The sequence below is a fragment of the Streptomyces sp. NRRL S-37 genome, assembly GCF_000721605.1.
Classification (GTDB): domain Bacteria; phylum Actinomycetota; class Actinomycetes; order Streptomycetales; family Streptomycetaceae; genus Streptomyces.
This window is the reverse complement of the sequence record NZ_JOIZ01000031.1, coordinates 27,332-41,635: the sequence shown is the minus strand read 5'-3', so window position 1 is coordinate 41,635 and position 14,304 is coordinate 27,332. Positions and strand designations below refer to the sequence as shown.

The 14,304-nt window shown below is 71.6% G+C and carries 13 protein-coding genes and 1 pseudogene; 5 read left to right on the top strand and 9 right to left on the bottom strand.

Translation table 11 applies throughout. From position 1 onward, the window contains the following. Positions 1-68 precede the first annotated feature (68 nt). The 3 genes from IH50_RS0133415 to IH50_RS0133405 form a co-directional block, all read right to left on the bottom strand. Entirely contained in the window at positions 69-293 is a 225-nt protein-coding gene (locus tag IH50_RS0133415) for a hypothetical protein (protein WP_030871027.1), read from the bottom strand. A 196-nt stretch (positions 294-489) separates the two neighbouring features. After that, complete coding sequence (locus IH50_RS0133410; protein ID WP_030871025.1) at positions 490-1,647, bottom strand: serine hydrolase domain-containing protein; 1,158 nt, start codon at positions 1,645-1,647, stop codon at positions 490-492. 48 nt (positions 1,648-1,695) lie between these two features. Next, positions 1,696-2,784, bottom strand: a complete 1,089-nt coding sequence (locus IH50_RS0133405; protein WP_078914184.1) for an alpha/beta hydrolase — start codon at positions 2,782-2,784, stop codon at positions 1,696-1,698. A gap of 184 nt (positions 2,785-2,968) precedes the next feature. Here IH50_RS0133405 and IH50_RS0133400 point away from each other — a divergent pair, with 184 nt between their 5' ends. Further along, entirely contained in the window at positions 2,969-5,398 is a 2,430-nt protein-coding gene (locus tag IH50_RS0133400) for a helix-turn-helix domain-containing protein (RefSeq protein WP_030871020.1), read from the top strand. Positions 5,399-5,452: 54 nt separating this feature from the next. Next, positions 5,453-5,689: a recombinase family protein gene (locus IH50_RS41805; protein WP_324617160.1), complete on the top strand. Its 237-nt coding sequence runs from the start codon at positions 5,453-5,455 to the stop codon at positions 5,687-5,689. Positions 5,690-5,837: 148 nt separating this feature from the next. On the opposite strand, the pseudogene IH50_RS40370 reads toward IH50_RS41805, so the two are convergent. The 3 genes and pseudogenes from IH50_RS40370 to IH50_RS0133385 all read right to left on the bottom strand — a co-directional run. Beyond that, a pseudogene (locus IH50_RS40370) lies at positions 5,838-6,005 on the bottom strand (DUF4158 domain-containing protein); the annotation flags it as partial. A gap of 117 nt (positions 6,006-6,122) precedes the next feature. Continuing rightward, positions 6,123-6,257 carry a hypothetical protein gene (locus tag IH50_RS43215; protein ID WP_267883284.1) on the bottom strand — a complete coding sequence of 45 codons (135 nt, stop codon included), beginning with the start codon at positions 6,255-6,257 and terminating at the stop codon, positions 6,123-6,125. Positions 6,258-6,429: 172 nt separating this feature from the next. Next, positions 6,430-7,605 carry a site-specific integrase gene (locus tag IH50_RS0133385; RefSeq protein WP_037873353.1) on the bottom strand — a complete coding sequence of 392 codons (1,176 nt, stop codon included), beginning with the start codon at positions 7,603-7,605 and terminating at the stop codon, positions 6,430-6,432. Positions 7,606-7,801: 196 nt separating this feature from the next. On the opposite strand from IH50_RS0133385, the gene IH50_RS0133380 reads away from it, so the two are divergent. After that, positions 7,802-8,221 carry a hypothetical protein gene (locus tag IH50_RS0133380; protein WP_030871013.1) on the top strand — a complete coding sequence of 140 codons (420 nt, stop codon included), beginning with the start codon at positions 7,802-7,804 and terminating at the stop codon, positions 8,219-8,221. Between the two features lie 115 nt (positions 8,222-8,336). Further along, entirely contained in the window at positions 8,337-9,827 is a 1,491-nt protein-coding gene (locus tag IH50_RS0133375) for an FG-GAP repeat protein (RefSeq protein ID WP_030871011.1), read from the top strand. A gap of 165 nt (positions 9,828-9,992) precedes the next feature. Here IH50_RS0133375 and IH50_RS0133370 read toward each other — a convergent pair whose 3' ends face one another. From IH50_RS0133370 to IH50_RS0133360, 3 genes are all read right to left on the bottom strand, one after another. After that, positions 9,993-10,610, bottom strand: a complete 618-nt coding sequence (locus IH50_RS0133370) for a TetR/AcrR family transcriptional regulator (protein WP_030871008.1) — start codon at positions 10,608-10,610, stop codon at positions 9,993-9,995. A gap of 175 nt (positions 10,611-10,785) precedes the next feature. Continuing rightward, positions 10,786-11,775 (bottom strand): DsbA family oxidoreductase, encoded by a 990-nt coding sequence (locus tag IH50_RS0133365; protein ID WP_030871005.1) that lies wholly within the window; start codon positions 11,773-11,775, stop codon positions 10,786-10,788. A gap of 31 nt (positions 11,776-11,806) precedes the next feature. Next, positions 11,807-13,420 (bottom strand): MFS transporter, encoded by a 1,614-nt coding sequence (locus tag IH50_RS0133360; RefSeq protein ID WP_037873351.1) that lies wholly within the window; start codon positions 13,418-13,420, stop codon positions 11,807-11,809. Between the two features lie 254 nt (positions 13,421-13,674). On the opposite strand from IH50_RS0133360, the gene IH50_RS0133355 reads away from it, so the two are divergent. Then, a complete protein-coding gene (locus tag IH50_RS0133355) occupies positions 13,675-14,262 on the top strand; it encodes a helix-turn-helix domain-containing protein (protein ID WP_037873347.1) in 588 nt (195 codons plus the stop codon). Positions 14,263-14,304: the final 42 nt, after the last annotated feature.

The window sequence follows — 14,304 nt, the reverse complement described above, 5'->3', positions numbered from 1 at the left end:
GGAGTGGTCACTGGGCGCCCGTACCGCCCAGGAGTGTTCGGTCGCCGACGCGTTCGGCAGGTGGCGGCCTACCGCTGGCATGAGACGACGATCAGGAGCAGAAGGAACGTGATCCCGATCATGGGCAGGCAGCCGAGGGCCTTGGGGTTCTTCTGGTTGATCTGCACGATGCCGCCGAGTGGGATACCGGGGTGGCGGTCTGCGTAGTGGGCGGCCGCGAGGTCACCAGCCTCGGATTCGGTGCTCCACCGGGTGGAGAACCCGCATTCGCCGCACCGGTAACGGTGTGCCATGTCAGCTCCGTACGTTTCTGGGCGGCCCTGGTGGGCCGGGTGTGTCGGGCGGGTGGCCGGTGTGTGCTCCCCTGTTGCGTCGGCCGAGTCCTGGGGACGCGGGACGACGACGCTCACACCGGCCACGTCAGGAGGTGGCGCCACGGCGCGCGGTGAAGGAGGAACACCGCACAGGACGCCGCGTGTCGCGCCGGCGTCAGTCGCGCTGCGGTGCGTCCTCGCAGAGCGCGGTGTCCAGCAGCTTCACCAGCTGCGCGTCCGGTTGGCCGACCTGCATCAGCAGGTTGGTGACGATGGAGACGTAGCGGCCGTCGTCCATGGTCAGGGTGAAGGTCTGGTAGCCCGGGACGCCGCCGGAATGGCCCCGCGCGGTTCCGCCGCAGGAAGGCTCGTACGTCTGGAGGCCCAGGCCGTAGCCCCTGCCGGGGTTCACCTGCCGTGCGGTGCGCATCTCGGCGAGGCTCTTCGCGGAGAGCACCTTGCCGTTGGCCAGCGCCTGGTAGAAGGCGGTCAGATCCTCCAGCGTGGAGATCATGGCCCCCGCGCTGCTGAACAGCGACGGGTCGTACGAGACCGCCGGTATCCAGGCGTAGAGGGGGCCCACCCGGATGCCGTGGTAGCCGCTGACGGCGGGTGCCGGCAGGGTGCGGTCGCCGGGGGCGGGGAACGTGGTGCGGGGCAGGCCGATCGGTTCGATGACGCGTTCGGTCACCGCCTGGTGCACCGGCTGTCCCGTCAGCTTCTCGATGAGCATCCCGAGGATGTAGTAGTCGGTGTTGGAGTAGGTGAAGCCTTCACCGGGGGCGGAGACGGGGGGCGAGGCGTCCAGCGCGTATCGCACGATCGTCGACAGGCTGAAGGTGCCGTCCGGGTTCGACGGGGGCGTCTTCAGCCCGGGGGAGGGCGTGTAGGCGCCGAGGCCGCCGGTGTGCTGGAGCAGGTGGCGCACGGTGATGCGGGTGCCGTCGTAGCCGTTGCCGGTGACGACACCGGGCAGGTAGTCGTCGATCGGCAAGTCGAGGGAGACACGGCCTTCCTCGGCCAGCTGCAGCACCACCACCGCGGTGAAGGTCTTGGTCTGGCTGCCGATCCGGATGTGCTCGTCGGCCTTGATGGGCCGGTTCGCGTTGACGGTTCCCGTGCCCGCCGACAGGGTCCACGACTCGTCGGCGTTGCCGGCGTGGACGGCGGCGCCGGGACCTGCCGCCGCCTGGAACGCCTTGAGGGCGGCGAGGGTGGCGGAGTGGTCGGTGTCGGTGGTGGCGGCGTGCGCCGCCGGGGTGGACAGCGTCAGTACCGTCGCGCACACGGCGCCGATGACGGAGGCCAGTTTCGTACCGCTTCGGGTGATCATTCGGTGTCCGTTCTCGGATGGGTTCACGGTCGGTCAGGGCGTGGTGCGTCAGTTCTTCGACGCGGCTTCGAAGGCGGCTTCCAGCCGTGGGACGTAGTCCGCGTAGACCGCCGCCCAACACCCGTAGTTGTGGCCGCCGTCGCACTTGGGGGACAGCGAAGCGCCGTTGCCGTAGTCGACGAGACGGCTGGGGATGTCGAGCTGGTCCAGACGGTTCTCGACCGTGCGGGCAGCCATCGCTGTCTGGCCGTCGATCAGGCCCTGGTTCCCGGTGTAGAGGGTGACCTGGGTGTCCTTGAGCCTGGACAGGTTGGCGGGGGCCGCGGGGTCGTAGGCGTTCCAGAGGTGGTCCGCACCGAAGACCGCGTACGGCGATCCGAAGATGGCGTCGCTGTCGACGTACGGCCCGTACGTCGGGCAGCCCTGGCTGCCCGACGTGCTGAGTGCGCACCAGGCGCCGGGCAGGTTGAGTTCGGTGGCGAGCACGGTGGCCCGGACCGTGGCCATGGAGAAGTCGATTCCGCCGGAGAGGGAGGCGGTGTGGCCGAAGAGGTCGGGTCTGGCCTGGGCGTAGTGCAGTGCGCCCGATCCGCCCATGGACAGTCCGGTGACGGCCCGGTGTCCGCGGTCGGGGACGGTACGCAGGTTGGCGTCGATGAAGGGGACGACCTGGTCGAGGTGGAAGGTCTCCCAGTCGGCCGCGCCCATGGCGGTGTTCTGCATGTACCAGTCGGCGTACCAGCTCTTGAGCCCGCCGTCGGGTACGACGGTGATCATCTTGTCGGAGTGCAGGGCCGGGGCCGCGGCGGCGTCGTCCACGTTGCCGCCGCCCCCGTGGAGGAAGTACGTCACCGGCCAGTGCCGGTCCGGATCGTCGGCGTACCCGCTGGGCAGGAACACCCGGATCTTGTGCGGGCCTGACACCTCCGGTGTGGTGACGGTGATCGTGAAGTCGGTGGGGGAGCGCACTTCGGTTGCGCCGGCGACCTGTGTGAGGCCGAAGCCGTCCGTGAAGCCGGGTACGGCGGGTGTGTCATCCGCCCAGGCGGCCGATCCCGATCCCAGGAAGGCGGCCGGCGAAAGTGCCGTGAGCAGAACGCCGGTGACGCGACGGCGACGGGCTGATGGAGGGTTCAATCCGGTGTCTCCCTTGTGTGAGGTGACCGGCGAGGGCCGGCACGACCACGATGCGACCCACCGCGCCCGGAGAACAGCGCATGTGCAGGTCAGGGAGAGGCCAGCTGTGACCGGTCACCCGTGACCGGTCGCCTGGATACGCTGTGGTCGTCGTACCCGCGTCCATGGAAGGTGAGAGTCCGGGGTGACCAATGAGTTAGGCACTCGCATACGTCAGTTGCGCGTACGCGCCTGCCTCACGCAGGAGCAGCTGGCGAAGCGGACCACGGTGAGCGTGAGCACGATCCGCCGGCTGGAGACAGGCAAGCTCACCGACCACCGGTTGAGCACGTTGCGCCTGTTGGTGGAGGCACTCGATGTCGAACCGGAGGAGTGGCAACGTCTCACCGCACTCCTGGACAGGACACAGCCGGTCCCCGTCGGCCGGCCACCATCCGCCGGCGAGTCGGCACCCGCCGTCCAGCAGACCCCACCGGCGGAGGCGCCCGCACCTGCACGGGCCGAACCCCTCCAGGTCCCCGCCCCCGCGACGCCGTCGCCGGGTGGCGTGGTCGGCGCCGCCGCCGAGTCACTGGCCCGTGAGGTCGCTCGCCGCTGGCAACGCGAGGAGAAGCACCGCCGCCTCCACGACCCCTTTCCCCTGCCCGTGAGATACGAGCCGGCACCCGCCGTCCTGATGGACCGTCCGGAGAACGTCCAGCGCCTCCCCCCGGAAGCGCCCGTCCGGGATCTGGACCTGAGCGGCGATCTGCGCACTCTTGCCGACACCTACCGGACCATCGAGTCGCAGCGGCTGGTCGTCCTCGGCCGCGCCGGCTCCGGGAAGTCCGCCCTGGCCATCAAGTTCGCCCTCGACCTCCTCGCTGCCCCGCAGCCCCCGCTCCGTGTGCCGGTCATTCTCGGCATCGGATCCTGGGACCCCCTCACCGTCACACCGCGAGACCTGCTGGTCGACCATCTCCTGCGGGACCACCCTCATCTGGCCCGGACCACGCCCCAGGGAGCCACCCTGGCCGCCGAACTCGTCGACTCCGACCTGATCCTGCCCGTCCTGGACGGTTTCGACGAACTCGCCGAATCCCTGCGCGGTCCGGCGCTGGAAGCCCTCAACGAAACCTCCCATCCTCTGGTCCTGACCAGCCGCGGGGACGAGTACGCCCAGGCGGTCACCGACTCGAACGCCCCGCTGGTGCTGGCCGCCTGCATCGAACTCGCCGACTTGAGCGTCGAGGACCTGGACGCCTACCTCCCCCGGACCGACCGGCTCAGTGCCTCCCTCGGCAGCCCCGGCGCCGCAGGCGTGTGGGGGGCCGTCCTGGAAGCACTGCGGTCGCCCGGCACAACGGCGGGCGCCCAGCTCCGACAGGTCCTGGGAACCCCGCTGATGGTCACCCTCGCGCGGACGATCTACAGCGACGTACCGGGAAACGACCCTGCCGAACTGCTCGACACCGCGCGCTTTCCCACCGGGCGTCACATCGAGGAGCACCTGCTGGCGAACTTCGTGCCCACGGTCTACCGCCGTCGCACTCCCGAACGGAGCGTCCCCGCCCCCAGGCAGCCCAACCGCGATCCCGACCGGGCGGAACGCTGGCTCGGCTACCTCGCGCACAGCCTGACCACCGCAGGACACGAGGGGCACGACCTCGCCTGGTGGCGGCTGGGCGCATCCGTGCGGACACCGACGCGCATCCTGTACACCGCACTGCTCGGCGGACTGTGCATGTTCGTGGCGAACTGGCTCGTGCTGCTCATCGCCGTCCTCGCCGGGTACCTCCCCTCCGTGGACGAGTCAGCGGCGTTCACCGTCGCGGTGTTCGGGCTCTACTCCGCATTCACCTTCGGCGTCGCGCACTGTGTCCTGGCCGCGCTGCGCCGAGCCGTGGCGGTACCGACCCAGGTGCGCCTCAGGCTTGCTGCCGTGGATCCCCGGGTCGACCACCGGCCGGTCCGGGAGATGCTCACCCGCTTCGGGGTGGGGTTCCTGGGCGGCGCGATGCTGGGTGTCGGGCACACCTGGACGACCGCGCTGGCGCGAGTGCTGGCCGGAACCTTGCCGTACGCCGACGTGATCGACGCCGCGATCCGGGACATGCTGGTCTTCGCCGTGATCTTCGGCCTGACGGCCGGGCTGGCCTTCGGACTCGTCGCGGCCTTCGAGGTGCCCGTGGACATCGCCGCAGCGGCCACACCGATGCGGCTGCTGTCCGTGAACCGCGGCACCGCGATCCGGCAGTCCCTGGTGCTCGCCACCGTGGTCACCGTCGGACTCGCCCTGTGTGGTGCTGTCGTCGTCCGTCTGCTCCAGCCGATCCTGCCGTGGAAGATGATGTGGCCGATGGAAGAGGCCCTGGTTCTGGGGGCGGTCGGCGGCCTGGGAGGATCGGCGGCCTACGCGATGGCGTTCACGGCCTGGGGACAGTGGCTCACCGTGACCCGGTTCTGGCTCCCGCTGACCCGCAAGCTGCCGTGGGACACCGCCGCCTTCCTGGACGACGCCTACCGCCGGGGGGTGCTCCGCCAGGCCGGCGCCGTCTACCAGTTCCGGCACGTCCGCCTGCAGCAACACCTCGCCCGCTCCTACCGGGAAACCGACCAGGCACCGGACATGTGAGGACCGGAGACGGGAGACCGGAGCAGAGCGCGGCGATCCGGCGCGGGGGACCGCCTGCGATCCGCAGAACTCGACGGCCAGGTACGTGACTTCGAACTGCTCACCTACGCCCGGCCGGGCGACACCGTGCACGTCTCCGAGATGTTCCGCCTCGTACGAGGCACCGGACACATCCTCGATGTGCTCGACGTCCTTCACCGCGACCAGGTGACGCTGCGCATCCACGACGGCGCGTTCTCCGGCGTGACTCCACCCACTGCTGAAGCCGCGCGTCCCCTGGCCAGGTCCTGATGGATCCCAGCTCGACAACCGAGCCGACGCGCGGCACATCGGCCCGGCCCTCGATCAGCCGGCGATGCAGGTCTTGCAACACACTCTTCCTTGCAGGCGGAGATCATCTCGCTCCATGATCGGAGGCACTGGTGCAGTTGACACACCGGATCTGCACCGCCACGCCGAGAGGATGCCCGTCGGACCGTCGCAGTGCGATCAGGTCGCGATCGTCGTCATCGAGGAAGAAAAACCGCTCCGGCTCGGGACGCGTGGGAGTCTCCCCGAAGGCCCCGTATGCAGCGGCTTGCTCGTCAGTCAGAAATTCCACCGGCACGGCCGGACCGTAGCCGCACTCCGGATCCAATCAACGGTCTTTCCCCGAAGCTCCCCCAGGGGAGGCCCCTGTGGGAGTCGACCATGATCGATCCCGGCGCTACTTCCTGTACCGCAACTACTCACACCCGGGAACCATCCGCTCGCGCGGTCCGGAGCCACGGGCGCCCTTGCCGTGGCGGATGTGGAGCTTGCCGAAGCGGCCCAGGTCCCACTTGATGTCGTCCAGGTCCAGCCCACACGCTTCGCTCACCCGCAGGCGGTTCGATTACGGATCGGTCGGACGAGATGAGAACGCTTCAAAAATCCCGAAGTTACGTCACAAGCCGGCGGAGCACACGAAGGACGGAGAACCCCCTGGCCACGGGCCCGGAGGATCAGCGGGGCTCAGGGGAACTCTCGGGATGTCGCACAGTGATGCCCGGTCAGATGGCAGTCTCAGCACGGGACTTGGCGCGAACGGCGTGCAGGGGGTTGTTCGTCCTGCCCCGGGCGGGTTCGATGTAGTGCTTGAGGACCGTGGGGGAGCCGGGTTTCCACCGGCCCTGGGCGGTCGGGTCCCCGCCCGCTTCGGCGATCTCCTGGGCCGGGCCCCGGCGCAGGCCGTGCGCGGTCACCGTACGGCCGCCGGGGGCCTGGATACCGGCGAGCCGGGCGCGGGTCTTGACGATGCTGCCGATCGCGTCGGGGCTGAGGAAGTCGCCGCGCGGCCCGGAGCGGGGGCGGATGGTGCCGCCGCGGGTGATGTGCCGGAACAGCGGGCCGGACGTGATGCCGTGGCGGCGCAACTCCTCCAGCCAGGCGCGTACACGGACGACGGGGCAGAGGGACGGGACCTCCGGGTCGGCCGGTACGAACGTGTCCTCGCCGTGGGCGGCCTGGTCGGTCTTGGAGAACGCCACGCGTACGGTCACGCCGTCGTCCTCCACGATCAGGTGCTCGACCAGGAGGTTGGCCAGTTCGCTGCGGCGGGACAGCATCCCCCATCCGAGGGTGAGCAGCGCGGCGTCCCGCAGGGCCTTCGGCCGCTCGCGCCCGTCGGCCGCGGTGCAGGTGGCCACCATGGCGGACAGGGCCGCGGTACGGATCGGCGGTGCCTTCCTGGGGGCGCGGCGCCGGGCCCGGTCCCGGGCGTGCCCGCGGAGGAGCCGCCGGGCCTCCTTCGTCCCGGGCTGCTGCCCGTCCGGGTGGGCGGAGCGGATCGCCGACATGTGGACCTGGACGGACGCGGGCGCCAGGTCCCGTCGCACCAGGTGTCCGACGTACTCCACGAACGTCGCCGTGGTGCACGGCATCGGCACCCGGCCGTTCTCGGCACACCAGGTGCGGAACTGCGCGAGGGCCGAGCCGTAGGTGCGGGAGGTGTTGGCGGGCGGCGCCCCGTCGATCAGATCGGCCGTCTCCCGCGAGATCCGGAAGTCGGCTGCGGTGTAAGCCGGTTGACCGGCCGCCGTCGGGACCGGGGCGTCCGGGCGGAGGAGCGTGTGCCGGCCGATGAGGGGGCGGTGCGCCGGCGTGTCCGCGAGGGCGGGGAGTGCCCGGGTCTCGTCCTCGTCGACCAGTTCGGCGTCGACCACTTCCACGGCGCCGGAGTCGGCCATGTGCCCCTCCCTCAGAACAGCCTCGTATAAGGGAAATTATAGAGGGCTATGTGGGGTGACAAGGATGAGCCTCCCCGGACGTCCGGCGGAGCGGCGGCCGTCACCCCCGTGGCAATAGACGAGGAAAGACGAGGGCTGGACCGGAGGGGACTGCTACCGTCCTCGTCAGATCACGTCTATTGCCACGGGAGAGATCTTGCGTATCACCGTCACGGTCGACGACCCCACCGACGACTTCCGGGACCGGCTCCTCGCACTCCTCGAGGAGCACGCCGCCCACGTCGACGTCGACGCCACGTGGACCGTCGAACGCGCCGTACGGTACTACCGGACCCTGCCCGCACGGGCCGGCCACATCGTCCAACTGGCCGCCGGCCGCGGTGGTTTCGTCGGCGACGACGAACTCCGCACCGACGGCGGCAGCCTCCGCGGCCACAGCGGCGCCCTCAAGCGCGTCCTGGAGCGCGGCATCCGCGAGGGCTGGTGGCCGGCCGGGATGCGGCCGCCGATCCAGGCGCAGGGTCCCGGCTTCGGAAAGGTCAAGGGCTACTCCATGCCCGCCGACCTCGTGGACGTCTTCTCCGCCGCCGTCGACCAGTGCGGCGAGCGGAAGTGACGTCACGGCACACCGCGTCAGCGGAAGACCGGCCGACGGCCACAACTTTCCCTCCGCCCCGTGGATCCAACCTGTGACCGCGACCCACCGTCGCCCCGCACACAGGAGCCAGATCATGACCCACAGACGTTCCACGGCCGTCGCCGCCGCATCGTTGCTGCTGCTGAGCGGTGCGGCCCTCACCGCCGCGCCCGCGGCCTTCGCGGGCACACCCGGAGGCACCTACGCCGACGACCGCAACAGCGACTTCGACGGCGACGGTTACGACGACGTCCTGACCGGCGCTCCGGGCGGCACCGACGGCGGCAGGAAGGGGGCGGGCTACGTCACCGTCCAGTACGGCGCCGCGAGCGGCATCGGCACCGCCACCAGCGTCCCCCGGGTCCGCACCGCCGTCTTCGGCCAGGCGACCGCGGGGGTCCCGGGCTCCGCCGAGTCCGGTGACGGCTTCGGCACCGCCGTGGCCACGGGGGACCTCGACGCCGACGGCTACGACGACGCGATCGTCGCCGCGCCGGGTGAGGACGAGGGTTCCGTGAGTGACGCGGGCCGGGTGACGGTCCTCTACGGGTCCCCGGCCGGACTGACCCCCGCCCGCAGTGTCGGCCTGGGCTCGGAAGTACCCGCGGCAGGCGCCCGGTTCGGCCTGGCCGTCGCCGCCGCCCGGCTCTCCGGAACCACACCGGGCGACGTCCTCGCCGTGGCCGACCGCACGGGCGCCTCCCTGTTCACCCACAATGCCGGCTCTCTGGAAGGAGCGGGCCGGTTCGACACCGCCGGTGTTCCCGGCCGTTACTCGATCCAGCCCGTCTCCCTGACCACCGGGAACTACGACGGCGACGGATACGCGGACCTGCTCGTGTCCGGCGCCAGCCTGGAGGAGGACCCCCGGCCGCGCTCCTTCCTGTACATGGGCGCGGCGGACGGGCCGGCCTACACCCGCGACCTGGCCGGCGGCTCCGCCACGGCGTCCGGCGACATCAACGACGACGGATACGACGACCTGGTCTACGGCAGGCCCGACCGGCCCGAGGACGAGTACGAACCCCTCACGGGCGGAACCGTCGCCGTCTACCTGGGCTCCGCGGACGGCATGGAGAACGTGGACGAACTCGGCACTCCCGCGCAGGTGTGGGCCCAGTACACCGCCGGCGTACCGGGCACCGCCGAACTGGGCGACGGCTTCGGCGCCGACGTCTCCCTCGCCGACATCGACGGCGACGGTTACGCCGACCTGGCCGTGGGCGTGCCCGGTGAGGACGTCGGCACCGTGGCGGACGCGGGCGGGGTGCGGATCCTGCGCGGCTCGGCCGCCGGGCTGACCGCGGTGGGCGCGAAGTCCTTCGACCAGAGCTCGGCGGGCGTGCCCGGCACGGCGGAGAAGGGGGACCGCTGGGGCGGACAGGTCCGGCTCGCCGACACGGACGCCGACGGCCGCTCCGAACTGCTGGCCGCGGCACCCGGCGAGAACACCGGCGACGGGGTGGTCTGGTGGCTCGCCGCCTCCACGGCCGGGACGGTGAGCACCGGATCGTGGTCGTACGGCGGGGGCTCACTCAGCGCTCTCGGAACCGACGCACGCTTCGGTACGTCGATCGACGAGTGAGCCGGCGCCCGTGCCGTTCCGCCGTTCGACCGCGCCCTGCCACCGCGAGCCTCCGCCTGCTCCAGAGGGAGAGCCGCCGAGCGGGGCGGTCGGCGAGTCGTCCCGCTGTGGTCGTCGACATCGACGTTCCAGGTGGGGTCCGGCTCCGGGTGGTGGATGTCGAGGTCATCCCCCGCCTCGTACCAGCGCCCAGGTCAGATCGGCGACCTCGGTCACGCTCATGCCGTTCCCGCCCTCGCCGTCGAACTCGCCGCGGACCCACCGGCCGATGACCGCCAGCAGGGCCCCGCCGAGGAAGTACGCACGCACCCGCAGTGCCGTCTCGTCGGACGCGTCCGGCGAGGTCCCGGTCAGCAGCTGTTCGAACCACGCCTGCGCCAGGAGCTGTTCGAGGCGGGCGGCGAAACGCGGGCTGCCGTCCTCGCCGAGCATCCGGCGGTAGACGGCGCGGTGCTTGTCGACCTGCGTGAAGAGGCTGACCAGGTGCATCGGGGTGGTGTCGGGCAGCGCATGCGTGTCCGACACCAGCCGGCAGGCGCGGGCCGCCTCGACCACACCGTCCATCGTCGACTCGGTGGCGTCGAGAAGCAGGTCCTCACGGTCCTTGTAGTGCAGGTAGACCGTGGCCCGGTTCACCTCCGCGCGCTCGGCGATGTCGCCCATGGTGATGCCGTCCAGGTCCTTCTCCATCGAGAGGTCCAGGACCGCGGAGCGCAGCAGCGCCCTGGTCCGCCGGGCGCGGGGGTCGCGTGAGGCGCCCCGGGTGTTCGAGGGGTTCGGCATGGGGCCACGGTTCCACAGCACGCGACATCAATGCAACACATGCCTATTAAACGACACATGTCGCACAGGCGGGGAGGAGCCGGCCGCACCAGAACCTGCGCACACCCCGCGGCCCGCCCGTCCCCCCTGACATGAAACACGCGCGCTCACCCACGACGCCGGGGACGTGCGCCGCTCATCCGGCCTTCCCGTACTCGGGGTTCATCGCGGCGGCGATCCGCAGGTGCGCCGCCGCCTCCTCCCCCTCCCCCCGCCGCTCCAGGGTCCGGCCCAGCAGCAACCGGGCGTACGCGTCGTCCGGGTTCTCCGCCACCAGCCTCTCCAGTCCACTCCGCGCCCGCGACAACTGCGCCGAGTGGTAGTGGGCACGTGCGGCGAGCATCCGTACGCTCCGCTCCTCGGGGTGCTCCGCCAGCAGCGCGCCCAGCAGCGTCAGACAGCCCAGCGGATCGCCCTTGTCGAGCAGCGCCTCGGCCAGCCGCAGCCGCTCGACCTCGGCCGGCAGCTCGCGTCGCGGCTCGGCCACGGCCCGCGCCACGAACCGCGCGATCACTTCGGGCGCGTGCGCCCCGGCCAGCGCCTCCCCGCCGATCACCAGGGTCGGTGAGGTCGTCACCCCGATCGCCTTGCCCCGCAGCAGGGCCTCCCGTACGTACTCCTCGGCCCCGCCCCCGTCCAGCAGCCGGGCGCCCTCCGGGAACCCGGCGGCGGAGGCGACCTCCTGGAGCGTCTCCGTCCGGCTGATGTCCCGCCGCTCCACGAAGTGGGCCTTCAGGACCCCCTCCAGCACGGCGTCCTGAAGGGCGGCCCCACCCCGCTCGTACGCCAGGGCGACCAGCCGGTGCGCGTCATGGCTCGAGGCCCGCCATGCCGCTCCCCACCGCGGGCCCAGTCCCTCGGCGGCCGCGATCTCCGAGACCCTGACCCGGTTCTCGGCCGCGCTCATCCCGGGCGCGCACCCCTGCAGCGCCGCGTCGACCACGGGGTCCCGCAGCACCTCCTCCAGCGGCTGCGCCCGCGCCGGTGCCATCGGGTCGATCCGGAACGGCCGCCACACCACCTCGACGGGCTCGCCGTCCCGTCCTTCGAGCGCCCGTGCCAGCCGCCGCTTGCCGATGTACGCCCAGGCGCAGACCACGTCCGCCCACACTTCGATGTGCCTCATGCCCTCAAGTTATTCAACACATGTCGCTTAGTCAACACTCGTCGAACATCCTGTCCGGTGAGCGGTCGGCGAACGCGGGGTCCGCCTCGTCCGCGACCGCAGGGGGCGTGTTCCCGGGGCCGCGCAGGGCGATGTGGACGAACAGGGCGCCCATGAGGAGGGCCCCCGCCCACATGGCCTGCTGCCAGCCGTCGACGAAGGACTGCCGCGCCGCGTGGAGCAGATCCGGTGCGTACGGTCCGGCGCCGCCCGCCGCCTCGACGGCGTTGGCGACGCCTTCCCGGGCGGTGCCCGCGGCACCCCGGGGGATCCCGTGCAGCCGGTCGTCGACGGCGTCGCGGTAGCCGGCGGACACGAGCGCGCCGAGCAGGGCGACGCCGAGCGCGGTGCCGAACTCGCGGGTGACGTCGTTGAGAGCGGAGGCGACGCCCTGCTTCTCACGCGGCAGGGAGGCGGTGACGGCCTCCGTGGACGGGGTCATCGACAGGCCCATGCCGACGCCCATGGCGAGCAGGCCGGGCAGGACGGACGGGTAGCCGCCGCCGACGGAGACGAGGAGCGCCATGAGTGCCATGCCGGCTCCGGCCAGTGCGATGCCCGCCATCATGGTCGAGCGGGCACCGATCCCCGCGGCCAGCCGGGGGGCCAGGCCGGAGGCCGCCATCATCGCGACGGCCATGGGCATCATCGCGACCGTGGACAGCAGCCCCGACCAGCCGAGTACGGCCTGGAAGAACGGGAAGAGGACCACGCCGATGCCCGCCTGGACGCCGAAGACCACCAGCAGCGTGATCGAGCCGCCCGACAGTCCGCGCTCCCGGAACAGCCGCACGTCCAGCAGGGAGGCGTCGCGGCGGTGCAGCTCCCAGGCCACGAACCCGACCGCGGCGACCAGGCCGGCCGTCAGGCCGGTCAGCGTCGCGGGCGCGGTCCAGCCGCGTTCGGGGCCTTCCTGCAGGACGAAGATGAGGCCGGTCACGGCGATCACGGAGAGCAGGGCGCCGACGGTGTCGAACCGGTGGGCCGGGGTCTCGCGGGAGTCGGGAACCGTCTTCGAGGTCATGACCAGGGCCACCAGGACCAGGACCGCCGGCAGGACGAACAGCCGGCGCCAGTCGGCGACGTCGACGAGGAGCGCGGAGAGGAACATGCCCAGGATCCCGCCGCCTCCGGCGATCCCGGTCCACACGCCGATCGCCTTGCCGCGCTGCTCCTCGGGGAAGGTCGAGGTGATGACGGAGAGCGTGATCGGCATGATCATGGCGGCGCCGATGCCGCTCGCCACGCGGGCGGCGAGCATCACTCCGGCCGTCGGGGCCAGGCCGGCGACCACGGTGGCGACGCCGAAGATCCCCAGACCGGCGACGAGCACGGGCTTGCGGCCCAGGCGGTCGCCCAGGGCACCGAGCGGCAGCAGCAGCGCGGCCAGGGCGAGGGTGTAGCTGTTGATGATCCACAGGACCGTGCCCTGGGACGCGCCGAATTCCACGGCCATGTGGGTCTGCGCGACGTTCAGCCCGGTCACCGAGGCGATGACCGCCATCAGGGCGAGGGAGACGGTGATCAGGATCATGCGCAGCCGGCGCGCGTCGGGGGCACCCCGGCCACCGGCCTGCGCGGCCGGTACGGGCTGGTTCGTACTCATCGGTTCCTCTCGGAAGGGCATACCGGGTCGGCGCCGGGGCAGGCCCGGTCGCCGGGTGAAGGGGGGTGGACGGGGTCCGGGCCACCGCCCGCGTCGGGGGCGTACGGCGGCCGGTACCGCGCCGGATGTCAGAGGGCGGGGGTTCCCGCCCCCGGGCGCGGTGAGGGCCGCGACGGGGACACCGCCCCGGACACCGCGGACCATCCGCACACGACGCTAAGCCGTTCTTGCCGTCGAGGCATACGATGTTGCGCATGACGCAAGAAGACGGGGATCTGGACAGCCTCGTACGCAAACGCATCCGCGCCCTGCGAGTGGCGCAGGGCTGGTCCCTGGAGGAGCTGGCCTCCCGCGCCCACCTCAGCCAGTCCTCACTGAGCCGTATCGAGAACGGCCGGCGCCGCCTCGCACTGGACCAGTTGGTCACCCTCGCCCGCGCCCTGGACACCACGCTCGATCAGCTCGTGGAGACCGCCACCGACGACGTCGTCACCAGCCCGGTCATCGACGGCACCCACGGCCGCATGCGCTGGCCCGTCAAGGCCGACCCCGGGATGAGCGTGGTACGCCAGCGCATGACCGAACCGCCCCCCGAGAACCCGGCGCGCATGCGCGCCCACCCGGGGCGCGAATGGCTCGTCGTGCTCTCCGGCACGGCGATCCTCATGCTCGGCCACCGCCGCTTCCGTCTCGAGACCAACCAGGCCGCCGAGTTCCCCACGATGATGCCGCACGCGATCGGCGCCGACGGCGGCCCCTGCGAGATCCTGGGCATCTTCGACCGCGACGCCCGCCGCGGCCACCAGAGCGACAGCGACGACGCCCAGGGCGCTCCCGAGTGACGGTGAGGCCGCGCGACGGCCTCCCCCGGCAGTGACCTCTTG

Coding starts and splice junctions, on each gene's coding strand:
- IH50_RS0133415 (WP_030871027.1), bottom strand. CDS start 293: ATGGCACACCGTTACCGGTGCGGCGAATGCGGGTTCTCCACCCGGTGG.
- IH50_RS0133410 (WP_030871025.1), bottom strand. CDS start 1,647: ATGATCACCCGAAGCGGTACGAAACTGGCCTCCGTCATCGGCGCCGTG.
- IH50_RS0133385 (WP_037873353.1), bottom strand. CDS start 7,605: ATGGCCGACTCCGGCGCCGTGGAAGTGGTCGACGCCGAACTGGTCGAC.
- IH50_RS0133375 (WP_030871011.1), top strand. CDS start 8,337: ATGACCCACAGACGTTCCACGGCCGTCGCCGCCGCATCGTTGCTGCTG.
- IH50_RS0133370 (WP_030871008.1), bottom strand. CDS start 10,610: ATGCCGAACCCCTCGAACACCCGGGGCGCCTCACGCGACCCCCGCGCC.
- IH50_RS0133365 (WP_030871005.1), bottom strand. CDS start 11,775: ATGAGGCACATCGAAGTGTGGGCGGACGTGGTCTGCGCCTGGGCGTAC.
- IH50_RS0133360 (WP_037873351.1), bottom strand. CDS start 13,420: ATGAGTACGAACCAGCCCGTACCGGCCGCGCAGGCCGGTGGCCGGGGT.
- IH50_RS0133355 (WP_037873347.1), top strand. CDS start 13,675: ATGACGCAAGAAGACGGGGATCTGGACAGCCTCGTACGCAAACGCATC.